This window comes from Pseudomonas sp. rhizo25 (genome assembly GCF_031931935.1).
In the GTDB taxonomy this organism is placed as follows: Bacteria; Pseudomonadota; Gammaproteobacteria; order Pseudomonadales; family Pseudomonadaceae; genus Aquipseudomonas; species Aquipseudomonas synxantha.
Map to the genome: position 1 here is coordinate 181,677 of NZ_JAUJXA010000004.1, position 17,852 is coordinate 199,528.

General features: G+C 61.3%; 15 protein-coding genes. 14 read left to right on the top strand and 1 reads right to left on the bottom strand.

Annotated features, from left to right (window positions below; translation table 11 throughout):
• Positions 1-7: 7 nt before the first annotated feature.
• Positions 8-1,372, bottom strand: coding sequence for a formimidoylglutamate deiminase (locus QZR30_RS10725; protein WP_311903286.1), 1,365 nt, complete (start codon positions 1,370-1,372; stop codon positions 8-10).
• Between the two features lie 147 nt (positions 1,373-1,519).
• Between QZR30_RS10725 and hutC the strand changes: the two genes are divergently transcribed.
• From hutC to dtd, 14 genes are all read left to right on the top strand, one after another.
• Positions 1,520-2,230 (top strand): histidine utilization repressor, encoded by a 711-nt coding sequence (gene hutC / locus QZR30_RS10730; RefSeq protein WP_236708731.1) that lies wholly within the window; start codon positions 1,520-1,522, stop codon positions 2,228-2,230.
• Positions 2,227-2,787, top strand: a complete 561-nt coding sequence (locus QZR30_RS10735) for a HutD/Ves family protein (RefSeq protein WP_046070519.1) — start codon at positions 2,227-2,229, stop codon at positions 2,785-2,787. Before hutC ends, QZR30_RS10735 begins: the two co-directional genes overlap by 4 nt.
• A 405-nt stretch (positions 2,788-3,192) precedes the next feature.
• A complete protein-coding gene (gene hutU, locus QZR30_RS10740) occupies positions 3,193-4,866 on the top strand; it encodes a urocanate hydratase (protein ID WP_046070520.1) in 1,674 nt (557 codons plus the stop codon).
• 130 nt (positions 4,867-4,996) lie between these two features.
• Positions 4,997-6,442 (top strand): purine-cytosine permease family protein, encoded by a 1,446-nt coding sequence (locus QZR30_RS10745; RefSeq protein ID WP_311903287.1) that lies wholly within the window; start codon positions 4,997-4,999, stop codon positions 6,440-6,442.
• A gap of 69 nt (positions 6,443-6,511) precedes the next feature.
• Positions 6,512-7,477 (top strand): ABC transporter substrate-binding protein, encoded by a 966-nt coding sequence (locus tag QZR30_RS10750; protein ID WP_046070522.1) that lies wholly within the window; start codon positions 6,512-6,514, stop codon positions 7,475-7,477.
• Between the two features lie 71 nt (positions 7,478-7,548).
• On the top strand, positions 7,549-8,400 hold the full coding sequence (locus tag QZR30_RS10755; RefSeq protein ID WP_034108788.1) for an ABC transporter permease: 852 nt from the start codon (positions 7,549-7,551) through the stop codon (positions 8,398-8,400).
• Positions 8,397-9,221, top strand: a complete 825-nt coding sequence (locus tag QZR30_RS10760) for a quaternary amine ABC transporter ATP-binding protein (protein WP_052501115.1) — start codon at positions 8,397-8,399, stop codon at positions 9,219-9,221. Before QZR30_RS10755 ends, QZR30_RS10760 begins: the two co-directional genes overlap by 4 nt.
• 74 nt (positions 9,222-9,295) lie before the next feature.
• Positions 9,296-10,804, top strand: a complete 1,509-nt coding sequence (locus QZR30_RS10765) for an HAL/PAL/TAL family ammonia-lyase (protein WP_311903353.1) — start codon at positions 9,296-9,298, stop codon at positions 10,802-10,804.
• 32 nt (positions 10,805-10,836) lie between these two features.
• Entirely contained in the window at positions 10,837-12,369 is a 1,533-nt protein-coding gene (gene hutH / locus QZR30_RS10770) for a histidine ammonia-lyase (protein ID WP_046070523.1), read from the top strand.
• A gap of 161 nt (positions 12,370-12,530) precedes the next feature.
• Entirely contained in the window at positions 12,531-13,940 is a 1,410-nt protein-coding gene (locus QZR30_RS10780) for an amino acid permease (protein ID WP_311903288.1), read from the top strand.
• Between the two features lie 15 nt (positions 13,941-13,955).
• A complete protein-coding gene (gene hutI / locus QZR30_RS10785; protein ID WP_311903289.1) occupies positions 13,956-15,161 on the top strand; it encodes an imidazolonepropionase in 1,206 nt (401 codons plus the stop codon).
• Positions 15,162-15,172: 11 nt separating this feature from the next.
• The gene (hutG, locus tag QZR30_RS10790) at positions 15,173-15,973 is read left to right on the top strand and encodes an N-formylglutamate deformylase (RefSeq protein ID WP_056847168.1); all 801 of its coding nucleotides are present in this window, start codon (positions 15,173-15,175) and stop codon (positions 15,971-15,973) included.
• A gap of 242 nt (positions 15,974-16,215) precedes the next feature.
• Positions 16,216-17,187: a prolyl aminopeptidase gene (gene pip / locus QZR30_RS10795; RefSeq protein WP_043047267.1), complete on the top strand. Its 972-nt coding sequence runs from the start codon at positions 16,216-16,218 to the stop codon at positions 17,185-17,187.
• Positions 17,184-17,621, top strand: coding sequence for a D-aminoacyl-tRNA deacylase (dtd, locus tag QZR30_RS10800; protein WP_043047266.1), 438 nt, complete (start codon positions 17,184-17,186; stop codon positions 17,619-17,621). The genes pip and dtd overlap by 4 nt, the downstream gene beginning before the upstream one ends.
• Positions 17,622-17,852 lie beyond the last annotated feature (231 nt).

A 17,852-nucleotide genomic window follows, 5' to 3' on the forward strand; every position in this document is an offset into this window, starting at 1 on the left:
TTGGCCGTTAGCCCAACAAAGCCTTCAAGACCTGGGTGAATACCCGGCTGCTTTCCTCTTCACCGGCATGCCGCCCATCCCGCACCACCCACTTGCCATTGACCAGCACATCGCGCACCTGCCGATCACCGCCGGCGAACAACCAGCGGTTGAGAATTGCGTCCTCGGTAGCTGTGGCCAGGTACGGATCGTTACCGTCCAGCACGATCCAATCCGCACGCTTACCCACTTCCAAGCGACCAATCGGCTGGCCCAGCGCCTGTGCGCCACCGTCCAGCGCAGCATCGAACAGCGTGCGCCCAACCATCGGCTGATCACTGCGATACAGGCGATTACGCCGTTGATCGCGCAGGCGCTGGCCGTATTCCAACCAACGCAGTTCTTCCACCACGCTCAGTGATACATGGCTGTCGGACCCGATACCCATGCGTCCACCCTGGGCGAGGAAATCCACCGCCGGAAAAATCCCATCGCCCAGGTTCGCCTCGGTGGTCAGGCACAAACCGGCAATCGCCCGGCTCTTGGCCATACGTGTCACTTCATCGGGGTCGGCATGGGTGGCGTGCACCAGGCACCAGCGTTCATCCACCTCGACATTGTCATACAGCCACTGCAATGGGCGCTTGCCGCTCCAGGCCAGGCAATCGTCGACTTCTTTTTGCTGCTCCGCGATATGGATATGCACCGGACAAGTCTTGTCACTGGCGGCCAGGACGTCGTGGATTTGCTGGGGGATGACGGCGCGCAGAGAGTGGAAACACAGTCCCAGTCGCTGCGCGGGTTGTGCCGCCAGGATCGGCTGCAAGCGTGCTTGCAGGTCCAGGTAGTTTTCGGTGCTGTTGATAAAACGGCGCTGGCCTTCATTCGGCGCCTGGCCGCCGAAGCCTGAGTGGGTATAGAGCACCGGCACCAACGTCAGGCCGATCCCGCTGCTGGCGGCCGCCAGGCTGATCTGGCGCGACAGCTCGGTACGGTCGGCGTAGGGCTGGCCGCTGACATCGTGGTGCACGTAATGAAACTCGGCCACCGAGGTGTAGCCGGCCTTGAGCATTTCGATATACAGCTGGCGGGCGATGATCTGCAGTTGCTCGGGGCTGATCTTGCCGACCATGCGGTACATCAGGTCGCGCCACGTCCAGAAACTGTCATTGGGGTTGCCAGCCACTTCGGCCAGACCTGCCATTGCGCGCTGGAAGGCATGGGAATGCAGGTTTGGCATGCCCGCCAATACCGGGCCCCTGAGCCGTTCGGCAGCGTCTGCACTGGCATTGGGCTCAACCTGGGTCAGCAGGCCATCGGCGCTGACTTCAAGACGTACATCGTTGGCCCATCCATTAGGCAGCAGCGCGCGTTCGGCAAAGAAAGCGGACATGATCAAGGCACCCCGGTCGTGTGTTTATTTGTATATACATATACAGACGTTTGCCTGCTCGGTAAACTCCGGCAATCTATGCATCTTTTCTTCCTGCAAGGATTCCCTGTGCCGACTCCGCCCGCCAAGTCTTCGCTGGCTGCCCACATGGACGAAAGTCCGGCGCCCTTGTATGCCCGCGTCAAACAGATGATCAGCCAGCAGATCCTCAACGGCAACTGGCCGCCCCATTACCGCGTGCCGTCGGAGAGCGAGCTGGTCAGCCAGTTGGGCTTCAGCCGCATGACCATCAACCGCGCACTGCGCGAACTGACCGCCGAAGGGATGTTGGTGCGCATGCAAGGTGTGGGCACGTTTGTCGCCGAACCGAAGAGCCAGTCAGCGCTGTTTGAAGTGCACAACATTGCCGATGAAATTGCCTCCCGCGGGCATCGGCACACGTGCCAGGTCATCACCCTGGGCGAAGAAGCCGCCGGTTCCGAGCGTGCCGTGGCCCTGGAAATGCGCGAAGGCGGGCGGGTGTTTCATTCGTTGATCGTGCATTACGAGAACGACATTCCCGTGCAAATCGAAGACCGTTTCGTCAACGCCCTGGTCGCGCCGGACTACTTGCAGCAGGACTTCACCCAGCAAACCCCATATGCCTACTTGAATCAGGTCGCGCCATTGACCGAGGGCGAGCATGTGGTTGAGGCGATTCTTGCCGACGCCGCCGAGTGCAAGTTGTTGCAGATCGAGCCGAGCGAGCCGTGCCTGTTGATTCGTCGCCGCACTTGGTCGGGTCGCCAGCCGGTAACCGCTGCGCGCTTGATCCATCCAGGCTCCCGTCACAGCCTCGAAGGACGTTTCAGTAAATGAGTGAAATCAAGGTCTGGCGCGCCGCCGACTACGTACGCATGCCGTGGAAAAACGGTGGCGGCAGTACCGAAGAAATCAGCCGTGATGCGGGCGCTGGCCTGGACGGGTTTGGCTGGCGCCTATCGATTGCCGATATTGCCGAGTCGGGTGGTTTCTCCACCTTCGCCGGCTACCAGCGTGTGATCACGGTGATCAAAGGCGCGGGCATGGTACTGACCGTGGACGGCGAGGAGCAGCGTGGTTTGTTACCGTTGCAGCCGTTCGCGTTCCAGGGTGAAAGCCAGGTGTCCTGCCGCTTGATCACGGGGCCGATCCGCGACTTCAATCTGATCTACTCGCCTGAGCGTTACCATGCGCGCTTGCAGTGGATTGACGGTGTACAGCGATTCTTCAGCACGGCGCAGACGGTGCTGGTGTTCAGCGTGGCGGATGAAGTGAAGGTGTTGGGCGAGAAGCTCGGCCATCACGATTGCCTGCAAGTAGACGGTAATGTTGGCCTGCTGGATATATCGGTCACCGGCCGTTGCTGCCTGATCGAACTGACCGCACGCGGTTGAAAAATGTGGGAGGGGGCTTGCTCTCGATAGCGGTGGTTCAGTCAATTGATAGGTGACTGATAAACCGCTATCGGGAGCAAGCCCCCTCCCACATTTTGTTTTGTGTGATCCATAGATCTGTTTCCAGCCTGCGCACCAATTTGTTACTTAATGCCCCAGCGTGACGCAAAGCTGCGCTGTCGTGACAAATCCCTCTTGCCGTAAAACATCTCCGTAAGAAATTTCATCAAGCTTCGAAGCCTTTATTTTCAAGGCCTTTGCTCGTCTTCGGAAAAAATCTGCAGGGCTCACTCCAAGAGTTGGCCGCTCGATTGCATATGCTTGTACATACAAGTAAAGATGTGTGCGTAAGACTCTCCTTCGCACCATCCATGTTCGCGCATCGATCGCCGAGGAGTCCTAGCAGTGACCAAGTCTACAAAATACCGTGACGTCGAAATCCGCGCCGCCCGCGGTAACAAGCTCACCGCCAAAAGCTGGCTGACTGAAGCGCCGCTGCGCATGCTGATGAACAACCTCGACCCACAAGTGGCCGAGAACCCGAAAGAACTGGTGGTGTACGGCGGTATTGGCCGTGCGGCGCGCAATTGGGAGTGCTACGACCAGATCGTCGAGAGCCTCACCAACCTGAACGACGACGAAACCCTGCTGGTGCAATCGGGTAAACCGGTCGGCGTGTTCAAGACCCACAGCAATGCCCCCCGCGTGCTGATCGCCAACTCCAACCTGGTGCCGCACTGGGCCAGCTGGGAACACTTCAACGAACTGGATGCCAAGGGCTTGGCCATGTACGGCCAGATGACCGCCGGCAGCTGGATCTACATCGGCAGCCAGGGCATCGTTCAGGGCACCTACGAAACCTTCGTCGAGGCCGGTCGCCAGCATTACAACAGCGACCTCACCGGCCGCTGGGTGCTCACCGCCGGTCTCGGCGGCATGGGCGGGGCCCAGCCGCTGGCGGCAACCCTGGCTGGCGCCTGCTCGCTGAACATCGAATGCCAGCAGGTCAGCATCGATTTCCGCCTGAGCAGCCGTTATGTCGACGAGCAAGCTACCGACCTCGACGACGCCCTGGCGCGCATTGCCAAGTACACCAAGGAAGGCAAGGCTATCTCCATCGCCCTGCTGGGCAACGCCGCCGAAATCCTGCCGGAACTGGTCAAGCGTGGTATACGTCCGGACATGGTCACCGACCAGACCAGCGCCCACGACCCGCTTAACGGCTACCTGCCAGCCGGCTGGACCTGGGACGAATACCGCGCCCGCGCCAAGACCGAGCCTGCCGCCGTGATCAAGGCCGCCAAACAGTCGATGGCCGTGCACGTCAAAGCCATGCTGGAATTCCAGAAGCAGGGCATCCCGACCTTCGACTACGGCAACAACATCCGCCAGATGGCCCAGGAAGAAGGGGTGGAAAACGCCTTCGACTTCCCGGGTTTCGTACCGGCCTATATCCGCCCATTGTTCTGCCGTGGCATCGGCCCGTTCCGTTGGGCTGCACTGTCCGGCGACCCGCAGGACATCTACAAGACCGACGCCAAAGTCAAAGAGCTGATCCCGGACGATGCCCACCTGCACAACTGGCTGGACATGGCTCGCGAACGCATCAGCTTCCAGGGCTTGCCGGCTCGTATCTGCTGGGTTGGCCTGGGTCAGCGCGCCAAGCTCGGCCTGGCCTTCAACGAAATGGTACGCAGCGGCGAGCTTTCTGCGCCGGTCGTGATCGGCCGTGACCACCTGGACTCCGGCTCAGTCGCCAGCCCGAACCGCGAAACCGAAGCCATGCAGGACGGTTCCGACGCCGTATCCGACTGGCCGTTGCTCAACGCCTTGCTCAACACCGCCAGCGGCGCGACCTGGGTCTCGCTGCACCACGGCGGTGGTGTGGGCATGGGCTTCTCTCAACACTCCGGCATGGTGATCGTCTGCGACGGCACCGACGAAGCGGCTGAGCGAATTGCCCGCGTGCTGCATAACGACCCGGCGACCGGGGTGATGCGTCATGCCGATGCCGGTTACCAGATCGCTATTGATTGCGCCAAGGAACAGGGCCTCAACCTGCCGATGATCAACGGCTGACGCACCCACTGTAGGAGCGAGCTTGCTCGCGAAGGTATTCCAGGCGCATCGCTGCGTTGAATGTACGTTTTTCGCGAGCAAGCTCGCTCCTACAGAAAAGCATCGAACAATCCATCAGAGGTTGAACCCCATGGCTGCGAATGACACCACCCCGTTGATCGAAAAGCGCTCGATCGACTATATCCCGGAAGCGGAAAGACACGGTCGTCTATTCAGCCAGTTCACCCTGTGGATGGGGGCCAACCTGCAAATCACCGCGATTGTCACCGGGGCCCTGGCCGTGGTGCTGGGTGGTGATGTGTTCTGGTCGTTGATCGGCCTGCTGGTCGGTCAACTGATTGGCGGCGGCGTCATGGCCTTGCATGCGGCCCAAGGCCCCAAGCTTGGCCTGCCGCAGATGATTTCCAGCCGGGTGCAGTTCGGCGTGTATGGCGCGGCCATCCCGATCGTGCTGGTGTGCTTGATGTACCTGGGTTTCACTGCAACCGGCACCGTGCTGTCGGGTCAGGCGCTGGGACAGTTGTTTGGGGTCAGCGACAGTGTCGGCATCCTGATTTTCGCCAGCGTCATCGTGCTGGTCACCGTGCTGGGTTATCGGGTGATCCATTTCATCGGCCGTATCGCCAGCGTCATTGGCGTGATTGCCTTTGTCTACCTGTTCAGTCGCCTGATGAGCCAGACCGACGTTGGCGCACTTCTGCAGATCCGCCATTTCAGCTGGAGCAGTTTTCTGCTGGCCGTGTCGCTCGCGGCATCCTGGCAGATCGCTTTCGGCCCGTACGTGGCGGATTATTCGCGTTACCTGCCGAGCAGGACCTCATCGGTGAAAACCTTTCTCGCCGCTGGTGCAGGTTCGGTCGTCGGTGCACAGGTGGCGATGGTCCTTGGCGTGTTTGCCGCGGCGATGTCCAACGGGCAGTTCGCCGGTCACGAAGTGGCCTACATCGTGGGCCTGAGCGGTACGGGCGCCACCGCTGCATTGCTGTACTTCAGCATCGCGTTCGGCAAGGTCACCATCTCCACGCTCAACTCCTACGGCAGCTTCATGTGCATTGCGACCATCATCAGCGGCTTTCGTGGCCGCCTGGAGGTCACGCGTATGCAACGCCTGGTGTTCGTGCTCGCCATCGTCGGTACGGCAACCCTGATCGCCCTGCTCGGCCAGCACTCGTTCCTCGGTGCGTTCAAGTCGTTCATCCTGTTCCTGCTGGCGTTCTTTACGCCCTGGAGTGCGATCAACCTGGTGGATTACTACTGCATCACCCGCGAGCGCTATGACGTGCCGGCACTGGCCGACCCGAACGGCCGCTACGGGCGCTGGAACCTGCTGGGTATCAGCGTCTATGTCTTCGGCGTGCTGGTGCAGCTGCCGTTCATCGCCACCAAGTTCTACACCGGCCCTTTGGTGGCCGCGCTGGGTGGCGTGGATATTTCCTGGATCATCGGCCTGGTACTGCCGGCGGCCCTGTATTACGTGTGTGCGAAAAAATGGCACGGCACGGTACCCGATCACCTGATCCTGCCAAAAGAGCAGGGCGCTTTACCCACAACAAACGGGCTGGCTGCACAGGCCTGATGGGACGTGGACAGGGCAGGACGCCTACTGACTGCCGTAATCCATTTCATGATTGGGAGCGTCACAACAATGACTATGAATAAGACCTTGCTGGCTACCTTGTTCTCGGCTGGCTTGCTGGCAAGCGCCGGCGCCCAGGCGGCCGGCTGGTGCGAATCCGGCAAACCGGTGAAATTCGCCGGCCTGAACTGGGAAAGCGGCATGTTGCTCACCGACATCCTGCAAACCGTGCTGGAAAAAGGCTACGACTGCAAAACCGACAGCCTGCCGGGCAACTCCATCACCATGGAAAACGCCCTGGGCAGTAACGATATCCAAGTGTTTGCCGAGGAGTGGGTAGGCCGCAGCGAGGTCTGGAACAAGGCCGAGAAGGCCGGCAAGGTCGTGGGCGTCGGTGCCCCGGTCGTCGGTGCGGTCGAAGGCTGGTACGTACCGCGTTATGTGATCGAAGGCGACGCCAAGCGCAAGCTGGAAGCCAAGGCCCCGGACCTGAAAAGCATCGCCGACCTGGCCAAGTACGCCTCGGTGTTCAAGGACCAGGAAGAGCCCTCCAAGGGCCGTTTCTACAACTGCCCGGCCGGCTGGACCTGTGAGCTGGACAACAGCGAAATGCTCAAGAGCTACGGCTTGGAAAGCACCTATACCAACTTCCGCCCGGGCACCGGCCCGGCGCTGGACGCGGCGGTGCTGTCGAGCTACAAGCGTGGCGAGCCGATCCTGTTCTACTACTGGTCGCCGACGCCGCTGATGGGCCAGGTCGACCTGGTCAAGCTGGAAGAAAAGCCCGGTGTGGATAAAAGCGTGACCATCAAGGTCGGCCTGTCCAAGACTTTCCACGAACAAGCCCCGGAACTGGTGGCCGTGCTGGAAAAGGTCAACCTGCCCATCGACCTGCTCAACCAGAACCTCGGCCGCATGGCCAAGGAGCGGATTGAGTCGCCAAAACTGGCGAAAATTTTCCTCAAGGAACATCCTGAAGTCTGGCACGCCTGGGTGAGCGACGACGCAGCCAAGAAAATCGAAGCGGCCTTGTAGGTCAAGTGTGCGCGGCTACCCTCAAGGGTGGCCGGGCGGCTGGCCACAACCCACTGGATCGAGAGCACTATATGTTTCCTGAGAGTTTTACGTTTTCCATCGCCGACTGGGTCAACGGTTGGGTGGACTCGCTGGTTACCAACTACGGCGATGTGTTCCGGCACATTTCCGACACCCTGCTATGGGCCATCGTCAACCTGGAAGGGTTGCTGCGCATGGCGCCTTGGTGGCTGATGCTGGCCATCGTCGGCGGCGTTGCCTGGCACGCCACGCGCAAGCTGGTAACCACGGCAGTGATCGTCGGTTTGCTGTTCCTGGTGGGCGCGGTTGGCCTGTGGGATAAGCTGATGCAAACCCTGGCACTGATGATGGTCGCCACGGTGATTTCGGTGCTGATCGGTATTCCCCTGGGCATCCTGTCGGCGCGCAGCAATCGCCTGCGTTCGGTGCTGATGCCACTGCTCGACATCATGCAGACCATGCCCAGCTTCGTGTACCTGATCCCGGTGCTGATGCTGTTCGGCCTGGGCAAGGTACCGGCGATCTTCGCCACGGTGATCTACGCCGCGCCGCCGCTGATTCGCCTGACGGATCTGGGCATTCGCCAGGTCGATGGCGAAGTCATGGAAGCCATCAACGCCTTTGGCGCCAACCGCTGGCAGCAACTGTTCGGCGTGCAACTGCCGCTGGCGTTGCCGAGCATCATGGCCGGGATCAACCAGACCACCATGATGGCGCTGTCGATGGTGGTGATTGCCTCGATGATCGGCGCCCGTGGCTTGGGCGAAGACGTGCTTGTCGGCATCCAGACCCTCAACGTCGGCCGTGGCCTGGAAGCCGGGCTGGCGATCGTGATTCTCGCAGTGGTCATCGACCGCATTACCCAGGCTTATGGCCGCCCACGGCATGAGGCGAGCAAATGACTACTGTCAGCAAAATCGAAGTAAAGAACGTCTTCAAAATATTCGGCGCGCGTTCCAAGGATGCCCTGGCCATGATCGGCCAGGGCAAGACCAAGGACCAGGTACTGGCCGAGACCGGCTGCGTGGTCGGCGTGAATGACCTGTCCCTGAGCATCGGCACTGGTGAGATCTTCGTGATCATGGGCCTGTCAGGTTCCGGTAAATCCACCCTGGTACGCCATTTCAATCGCCTGATCGACCCCACCAGCGGCGCGATCCTGGTGGACGGCGAAGACATCCTGCAACTGGACATGGAAGCGCTGCGCCAATTCCGCCGGCACAAGATCAGCATGGTGTTCCAGAGCTTTGGTCTGTTGCCCCACAAGAGCGTGCTCGACAACGTTGCCTACGGCCTGAAAGTACGCGGCGAAACCAAGCAGGTGTGTGCCGAGCGCGCCCTGCACTGGATCGAAACCGTAGGCCTCAAGGGCTACGAAAACAAATACCCGCACCAGCTTTCCGGCGGCATGCGCCAGCGTGTGGGCCTGGCCCGGGCCTTGGCGGCCGACACCGACATCATCCTGATGGACGAGGCCTTCAGCGCCCTCGACCCGCTGATCCGCGCCGAGATGCAGGACCAGTTGCTCGAGCTGCAAAAGACCCTGCACAAGACCATCGTGTTTATCACCCACGACCTCGACGAGGCCGTACGCATCGGCAACCGCATTGCGATTCTCAAGGACGGCAAGCTGATCCAGGTCGGCACGCCGCGGGAGATCCTGCATTCGCCGGCGGATGAGTATGTGGATCGCTTTGTTCAGCGGCGGGCGGCGGTGGTCTGAGCCCAACCCTGTGGTGAGGCGACTGCCCCCGATTGGGCCGGCAAAGCTGCACAAGAATTGAAGAAGGTATGAAGATGCCCCAGGCAACAACAATCATCATCGCCGACACCCCGATGCGCTGGCAGGACGTGGCCGCCGTGGCTCGCCATGGCGCCGTGCTCGAGCTCTCGGGCCAGGCCTGGGCGCGCATCGACAACGCCCAGGCCATCGTGCAACGCATCGTCGCCAGCGGCGAGCGCGCCTACGGCGTCAATACCGGCCTGGGCGCCTTGTGCAACGTGTCGCTCAAAGACGAGCAACTGAGCCAGCTGTCGCGCAATACACTGCTGAGCCACGCCTGTGGCGTCGGCCCGGTGCTCAGCGACGAGCAGACCCGCGCAATCATCTGCGCGGCGATCATCAACTACAGCCACGGCAAGTCCGGCCTGCATCCGCAGGTGGTGCACTCGTTGCTGGCGCTGCTCAATCACGGCATCACCCCACAAGTGCCGTCCCAGGGTTCGGTGGGTTACCTGACCCACATGGCCCATGTCGGCGTGGCCTTGCTCGGCGTCGGCAATGTGAGCTATCGCGGCCAGGTGGTCACGGCGCAACACGCTTTGCAGGCTGAAGGCTTGCACCCCGTGGTGCTCGGCGCCAAGGACGGTCTGTGCCTGGTCAACGGCACGCCGTGCATGACCGGCCTGAGCTGTTTGGCCCTCGCCGATTCTCACCCTATGCTGCAATGGGCCGATGTGATCGGAGCCATGAGCTTTGAAGCACAGCGTGGCCAGATAGATGCTTTTGACGAAGAAATCATCGCCCTCAAGCCGCACCCGGGCATGCAGCAGGTAGGCAGCAACCTGCGCGCCTTGCTCGACGGCAGCGAAGTCATCGCCAGCAGCAAAGGTATTCGCACCCAGGACGCCCTGAGCATCCGCTCGATCCCGCAGATCCACGGCGCCGCTCGCGATCAGCTTGAGCACGCCACTCGCCAGATCGAGACTGAACTCAACAGCGCCACGGACAACCCACTGCTGCTTGGCACGCCGGATAACTATCGCGTGGTATCCCAGGCCAACCCGCACGGCCAGTCCGTAGCGCTGGCGGCGGACATGCTGGCGATTGCCATGGCCGAAATCGGCTCGGTGGCCGAACGCCGCCTGGACCGCCTGATCAACCCGCACGTCAGCGGCTTGCCGGCGTTCCTGGTCAGTAACCCCGGGGTCAACTCCGGGATGATGATCGTGCAGTACGTCGCCGCATCCTTGTGCGGGCAGAACCGCCAACTGGCGCAACCGGCGGTGCTCGACAACTTCGTCACCTCGGGCCTGCAGGAAGACCACTTGAGCATGGGCACCAACGCCGCGCTCAAGCTGCACCAGGTGCTGGCCAACGTCACCCAGATCCTCGCCATCGAGTATCTGCTGGCAGCCCAGGCGTTCGAATTCCTCAAGGACCAGCGCTTCGGCGTGGGCACCGACCACGCCTGGCGCTTGTTGCGCGAAGTGGTCCCCGCTTACGAGCAGGACCGTTGGCTGGCGCCGGATATTGCCGCCGCTGCCCAGTTGCTTAAAGAAACTGCGTTACCGAATTTGCACTGAACACCTAAGAATAATTCACAAGGAGAACGAATGTGACTGCGCTAAACCTGATTCCAGGCCAACTGACCCTCGCCCAGCTGCGGGCCATCTACCAGCAGCCGGTAACCCTCAGCCTGGATGACAGCGCCTCGGCCCAGATTGAAGCCAGCGTCGCCTGTGTGGAGCAGATTCTCGCCGAGAACCGCACCGCTTACGGCATCAACACCGGTTTCGGCCTGCTGGCCTCGACCCGCATCGCCAGTGAAGACCTGGAAAACCTCCAGCGTTCCCTGGTGCTGTCCCACGCCGCCGGCGTCGGTGAGCCGATCAGCGATGCGCTGGTGCGGCTGGTCATGGTGCTCAAGGTCAACAGCCTCAGCCGCGGGTTCTCCGGGATCCGTCGCCAGGTGATCGACGCGCTGATCGCGCTGATCAACGCCGAGGTGTACCCGCACATTCCGCTGAAAGGTTCGGTCGGCGCCTCTGGTGACCTGGCTCCGTTGGCGCATATGTCCCTGGTGCTGCTTGGCGAAGGCAAAGCGCGTTACAAGGGCGAGTGGCTGGAAGCCACCGCAGCCCTGAAAGTTGCTGGCCTCACACCGCTGACCCTGGCCGCCAAAGAAGGCCTGGCCTTGCTCAACGGCACCCAGGTATCCACCGCTTACGCATTGCGCGGCCTGTTCGAAGGTGAAGACCTATTTGCTGGCGCGCTCACCTGTGGCGGCCTCACCGTGGAGGCCGTACTGGGTTCGCGCTCGCCGTTCGATGCGCGTATTCATGCGGCGCGTGGCCAGCGTGGGCAGATCGATGCGGCTGCGGCCTATCGTGACCTGTTGGGCGAAAGCAGCCAGGTGTCGCAGTCGCACCAGAACTGCGACAAGGTCCAAGACCCGTACTCCCTGCGTTGCCAGCCACAGGTCATGGGCGCCTGCCTGACCCAGTTCCGCCAGGCTGCCGAAGTGCTGGTGGTGGAAGCCAACGCGGTGTCGGATAACCCACTGGTATTTGCCGCCGAAGGCGATGTGATTTCCGGTGGCAACTTCCACGCCGAACCGGTGGCCATGGCCGCTGACAACATGGCCTTGGCCATCGCCGAAATAGGTTCCCTGAGCGAGCGGCGCATCTCGCTGATGATGGACAAGCACATGTCGCAACTGCCGCCGTTCCTGGTAGGCAATGGTGGGGTGAACTCCGGTTTCATGATTGCCCAGGTCACTGCCGCTGCACTCGCCAGCGAGAACAAGGCATTGTCCCATCCCCATAGCGTCGACAGCCTGCCGACCTCGGCGAACCAGGAAGACCACGTCTCCATGGCCCCGGCCGCGGGCAAGCGCCTGTGGGAAATGGCCGAGAACACCCGTGGCATTCTCGCGGTGGAATGGCTTGCAGCGTGCCAGGGCCTGGACCTGCGCGACGGCTTGAAAACCTCGCCTGCGCTTGAAAAGGCCCGGGACATGCTGCGCGACAAAGTAGCGTTCTACGACAAGGACCGCTTCTTTGCCCCGGACATCAATGCCGCCAGCGAACTGCTTGCCACCCGTTGCCTGAATGAGCTGGTGCCGGCCAAGTTGCTGCCAAGCTTGTAAGCACGACCGCCTTCACTGTAGGAGCGAGCTTGCTCGCGAAAATCGCCAACGATTACGCGGTAAACCTGACATCCATCAGCGCTCTCAGGTTTTTCGCGAGCAAGCTCGCTCCTACAGGTGAGGTCGCGTTTTTCTCAGGATAAGAATAATAGGGAAGAGAAATGCACCAACAAGAAAAGGGTTTGAAACGCGGGCTCAATGCCCGACATATTCGCTTCATGGCGCTGGGTTCCGCGATCGGCACCGGGCTGTTCTACGGCTCTGCCTCCGCCATCCAGATGGCCGGCCCTGCCGTGCTGCTGGCCTACCTGATCGGCGGCGCCGCGGTGTTCATGGTGATGCGCGCCCTCGGTGAAATGGCTGTGCACAACCCGGTGTCCGGCTCCTTCGGCCAGTACGCCAGCACTTACCTGGGGCCAATGGCCGGGTTTATCCTCGGCTGGACCTATGCGTTTGAAATGATCATCGTCTGCCTGGCCGACGTCACCGTCTTCGGCATCTACATGGGCTTCTGGTTTCCTGAGGTCGCCCGTTGGGTCTGGGTGCTGGGCATCGTGTTTTTGATCGGCGGCCTGAACCTGTGCAACGTCAAGGTTTTTGGCGAGATGGAGTTCTGGCTGTCATTGCTCAAGGTCGGCGCTATCGTGGCGATGATCCTTGGCGGGTTTGGCATCATGCTGTTCGGCATTCATTCGGCGGGTGAAACCCATGCCAGCGGCTTGAGTAACCTGTGGGCCCACGGCGGCTTCATGCCCAACGGTATCGGCGGGCTGATTGCCTCGTTTGCGGTAGTGATGTTTGCCTTTGGCGGGATCGAAATCATTGGCATCACGGCCGGCGAAGCCAAGGACCCGCAGCGGGTGATCCCCAAGGCGATCAACGCGGTGCCGCTGCGCATCCTGTTGTTCTACGTGCTGACCCTGTTCGTGCTGATGGCGATCTACCCATGGCCGCAGATCGGCAGCCAGGGCAGCCCGTTCGTGCAGATCTTCAGCAACCTGGGCATAGGCTCGGCAGCGACCATCCTCAATATTGTGGTGATCTCGGCGGCCGTGTCGGCGATCAACAGCGACATCTTCGGCGCTGGCCGCATGATGTACGGCTTGGCCCAGCAAGGGCAGGCGCCCAAGGGTTTTGCGCAGTTGTCCAGGCAGGGCGTGCCGTGGATGACTGTAGTGGTGATGGGCGCCGCGTTGCTCGGCGGTGTGGTGCTCAACTACCTGATCCCGGAAAACGTGTTCCTGCTGATCGCGTCGATTGCCACCTTCGCCACCGTGTGGGTGTGGCTGATGATTTTGTTCACCCAGGTCGCCATGCGTCGCTCCATGACCAAGGAACAGGTCGCCGAGCTGAAATTCCCGGTACCGTTCTGGCCCTATGCGCCGGCAGCGGCCATTGTGTTCATGCTGTTTGTGTTTGGCGTGCTCGGTTACTTCCCGGACACCCAGGCGGCCTTGATGGTCGGCGCCGTGTGGATCGTGCTGCTGATCCTCGCTTACTTGCTGTGGGTCAAGCCCGCCGCCGGGCAAACGGCCAGGGTCCACTACGACCCGGCCTTGTCTCATCGATAACTTAGGGAGGCGTTGATGAAAACCCTTTGGCACCACTGCCACGTCGCAACCATGGCCCAGGGCAAATACTCGATCATCGAGGACGCCGCCATGGTGACTGTCGGCTCGCTCATCGAGTGGGTCGGCCCCCGCAGCCAGGCACCCACGGTGGATTACGCCCAGGTGCATGACCTGCAAGGCGCGTGGGTCACCCCCGGGCTGATCGATTGCCACACCCACACGGTGTTCGGCGGTAATCGCAGCGGCGAATTCGAGCAGCGCCTCCAAGGCGTCAGCTACGCCGAGATCGCGGCCAAGGGCGGCGGTATTGCCAGCACCGTGCGTGCCACCCGCGCTGCCACGGAAGATGAACTGTTTGCCAGCGCTGAAAAGCGCCTGCGCAGTCTGTTGCGTGACGGCGTGACCACGGTGGAGATCAAATCCGGCTACGGCCTGGACCTGGCCAACGAACGCAAGATGCTGCGCGTGGCCCGGCGCCTGGGTGAAGCGCTGCCAGTAAGTGTGCGCGCCACGTGCCTGGCCGCCCACGCGTTGCCGCCGGAATACAAAGACCGCGCCGACGCCTACATCGAGCACATCTGCACCGAGATGCTGCCGGCCCTGGCTGCAGAAGGGTTGGTGGATGCGGTGGACGCCTTCTGCGAATACCTGGCGTTTTCCCCGGAGCAGGTTGAGCGTGTATTTAAAGTCGCCCAGCAGCTGGGCCTGCCGGTGAAGCTGCACGCCGAGCAACTCTCGTCCCTGCACGGTTCAAGCCTGGCGGCGCGTTACCACGCGCTGTCGGCGGACCACCTGGAGTTCATGACCGAAGACGACGCCATCGCCATGGCTGCTGCCGGCACCGTCGCCGTCTTGCTACCGGGGGCTTTCTACTTCCTGCGTGAAACCCAGTTGCCGCCGATGGAGGCCCTGCGCAAGCACGGGGTGAAGATCGCCATTGCCAGCGACCTCAACCCTGGCACCTCGCCGGCGTTGTCGGTGCGCCTGATGCTGAACATGGCCTGCACCCTGTTCCGCATGACCCCGGAAGAAGCCCTGGCCGGCGCCACGCAGCATGCGGCCACTGCGTTGGGCATGGGCGACACCCATGGTTCGCTGGAGGCGGGCAAGGTCGCTGACTTTGTCGCTTGGCAGATTGATCGCCCTGCCGACCTGGCCTACTGGCTGGGCGGCGAACTGGATAAACGCGTCGTGCGCCATGGCGTCGATGTCACTGTTTAAGGAGCTCTGTTGTGGATAAGGTCCTGACATTCAAACAAGGCCGCGTACCGCTGCTGATCAGCATGCCCCACGCCGGCCTGCGCCTAACGCCTGCGGTCGAGGCCGGGTTGATCCCCGAGGCGCAAAGCCTGCCGGACACCGACTGGCATATCCCCTTACTGTACGACTTTGCCGAAGAACTGGGCGCCAGCACCCTGGCCGCGGAGTACTCGCGGTTTGTCATCGACTTGAACAGGCCCTCGGATAACAAGCCGCTTTATGCAGGCGCCACCACCGGCCTGTACCCGGAGACGCTGTTCGATGGCGTGCCGTTGTTCCGTGAAGGGCAGACGCCCTCCGAAGAAGAGCGCGCGAGCTACCTGCAAAAGATCTGGGGTCCTTATCACCGCCAGCTGCAAGAGGAACTGGCGCGCCTCAAGGCCGAGTTTGGCTACGCGCTGCTGTTCGATGCGCACTCGATCCGCTCGGTGATCCCGCACCTGTTCGACGGCAAGTTGCCGGACTTCAACCTCGGTACCTTCAACGGCGCCGCATGCGATCCGGAACTGGCCAGCCAGCTCGAAGCCATCTGCGCCGCGCATCCCCAGTACACCCATGTGCTGAACGGGCGTTTCAAGGGCGGCCACATCACCCGGCACTACGGCGACCCGGCGCAGGATGTCCATGCCGTGCAATTGGAGTTGTGCCAGAGCGCGTATATGGAGGAGTTTGAGCCGTTTCGCTATCGTCCCGACCTGGCCGAACCGACCCAGGTGGTGTTGAAGCAACTGCTGCAAGGGTTTTTGTCTTGGGGGCAAAGCCGGTACCGATGATTCAGGGTGTTGCTCAAATAGCTATCGGGAGCAAGCCCCCTCCCACATTTTGACTGCATTCACACAGTCCAAATGTCGGAGGGGCTGGAGGGGTCGACTGTAGGATTATCTGCGGAGCGAACTGCTGACACAGGTCTAAGTGCTCAAGGACATGCTCATTGCACAATTCGGGTTTATGATGCCTGACGGCAAAATAATAGACGTCCCCCCAGGGATGAACCCGACACCCTACGGAGCGCGCAATGCAGACTTGGTACCCGCAGATCAAACCCTACGCCCGGCATGATCTGGCTGTCGATGACACCCACACCCTGTATGTCGATGAAAGTGGCTCCCCCGAAGGCTTGCCTGTCGTGTTCATCCACGGTGGCCCAGGTGCCGGTTGCGACGCCCAGAGCCGCTGCTATTTCGACCCGAACCTGTACCATATTGTGACCTTCGACCAGCGTGGCTGCGGTCGCTCGACCCCGCGTGCCAACCTCGAAAACAACACCACCTGGGATCTGGTCGCCGACCTTGAGCGCATCCGCGAGCACCTGGGCATCGACAAATGGGTACTGTTCGGTGGTTCCTGGGGCTCGACCCTGGCCCTGGCCTACGCGCAAACCCATCCCGAGCGCGTGCTTGGCCTGATCGTGCGCGGCATCTTCCTCGCCCGCCCGCAGGACATCCACTGGTTCTACCAGGAGGGTGCGAGCCGCCTGTTCCCGGATTACTGGCAGGACTACCTGGCGCCGATTCCGGTGGAAGAGCGCCACGACATGATCGCCGCCTACCACAAACGCCTGACCGGCAACGACCAGATCGCCCAGATGCATGCAGCCAAGGCCTGGTCTGGTTGGGAAGGGCGCATGCTTGGCCTGTGCCCGAGCCCGCAGCATGTCGAGCGCTTCTCCGAGCCGCAGCGCGCCTTGTCCATTGCCCGCATCGAATGCCATTACTTCACCAACAACTCCTTCCTGGAGCCCAACCAGCTGATTCGCGATATGCACAAGATCGCTCATCTGCCCGGCGTCATCATCCACGGTCGCTACGATATGATCTGCCCGTTGGATAACGCCTGGGAGCTGCATCAGGCCTGGCCCAACAGCGAGCTACAGGTGATTCGCGAGGCCGGGCACGCGGCCTCCGAGCCGGGTATCACCGACGCTTTGGTGCGAGCGACCGGCGAAATGGCACGGCGCCTGCTTGATCTGCCCCCTGAAGAAGCATGAAGGGCCTGTTGCAGCGGGTGCGTGGCGCCCGCGTCGAAGTTGCCGGGGAGGTCGTGGGCGCGATTGACCAGGGTTTGCTGGTGCTGGTCGCCGTCGAACCTTCAGATACGCCCGAGAGCGCCGACAAACTGTTGCACAAGCTGCTTAACTATCGGGTGTTCAGCGACGACGAGGGCAAGATGAACCTGTCGCTCAAGGATATCGGCGGCGGTTTGCTGCTGGTGTCGCAGTTCACCCTGGCGGCGGATACAAAAAGCGGGCTGCGGCCAAGTTTCTCCACGGCGGCCCCACCGGCCCTGGGAGCGGCGCTTTTTGAGCACTTGTTGTTACAAGCGCAACAATTGCATGGCAAGGTGGCTTCAGGGCGTTTTGGCGCCGATATGCAGGTGCATTTGGTCAATGATGGCCCTGTGACCTTCCTCTTACAGACATGAATGTATTAAAAACGACTTTAATGCTGAAAAACGCAGGTTTTCGCTACAAATACTTCACTGTCCCTGATGCGTTGTCTCGCGGGCTACTAGATAATCGCGCGCTACGGGGATCAGCGTTGTTTGGTCCATTTTTGACTTAGGTAGAGACTTGTCCGATAGCCTTTGGGGAATCATTTGGCCCTAGGGGAGTCGGAACATTGCTCGCCAACCTGGCATATAGATAGCTGGCCG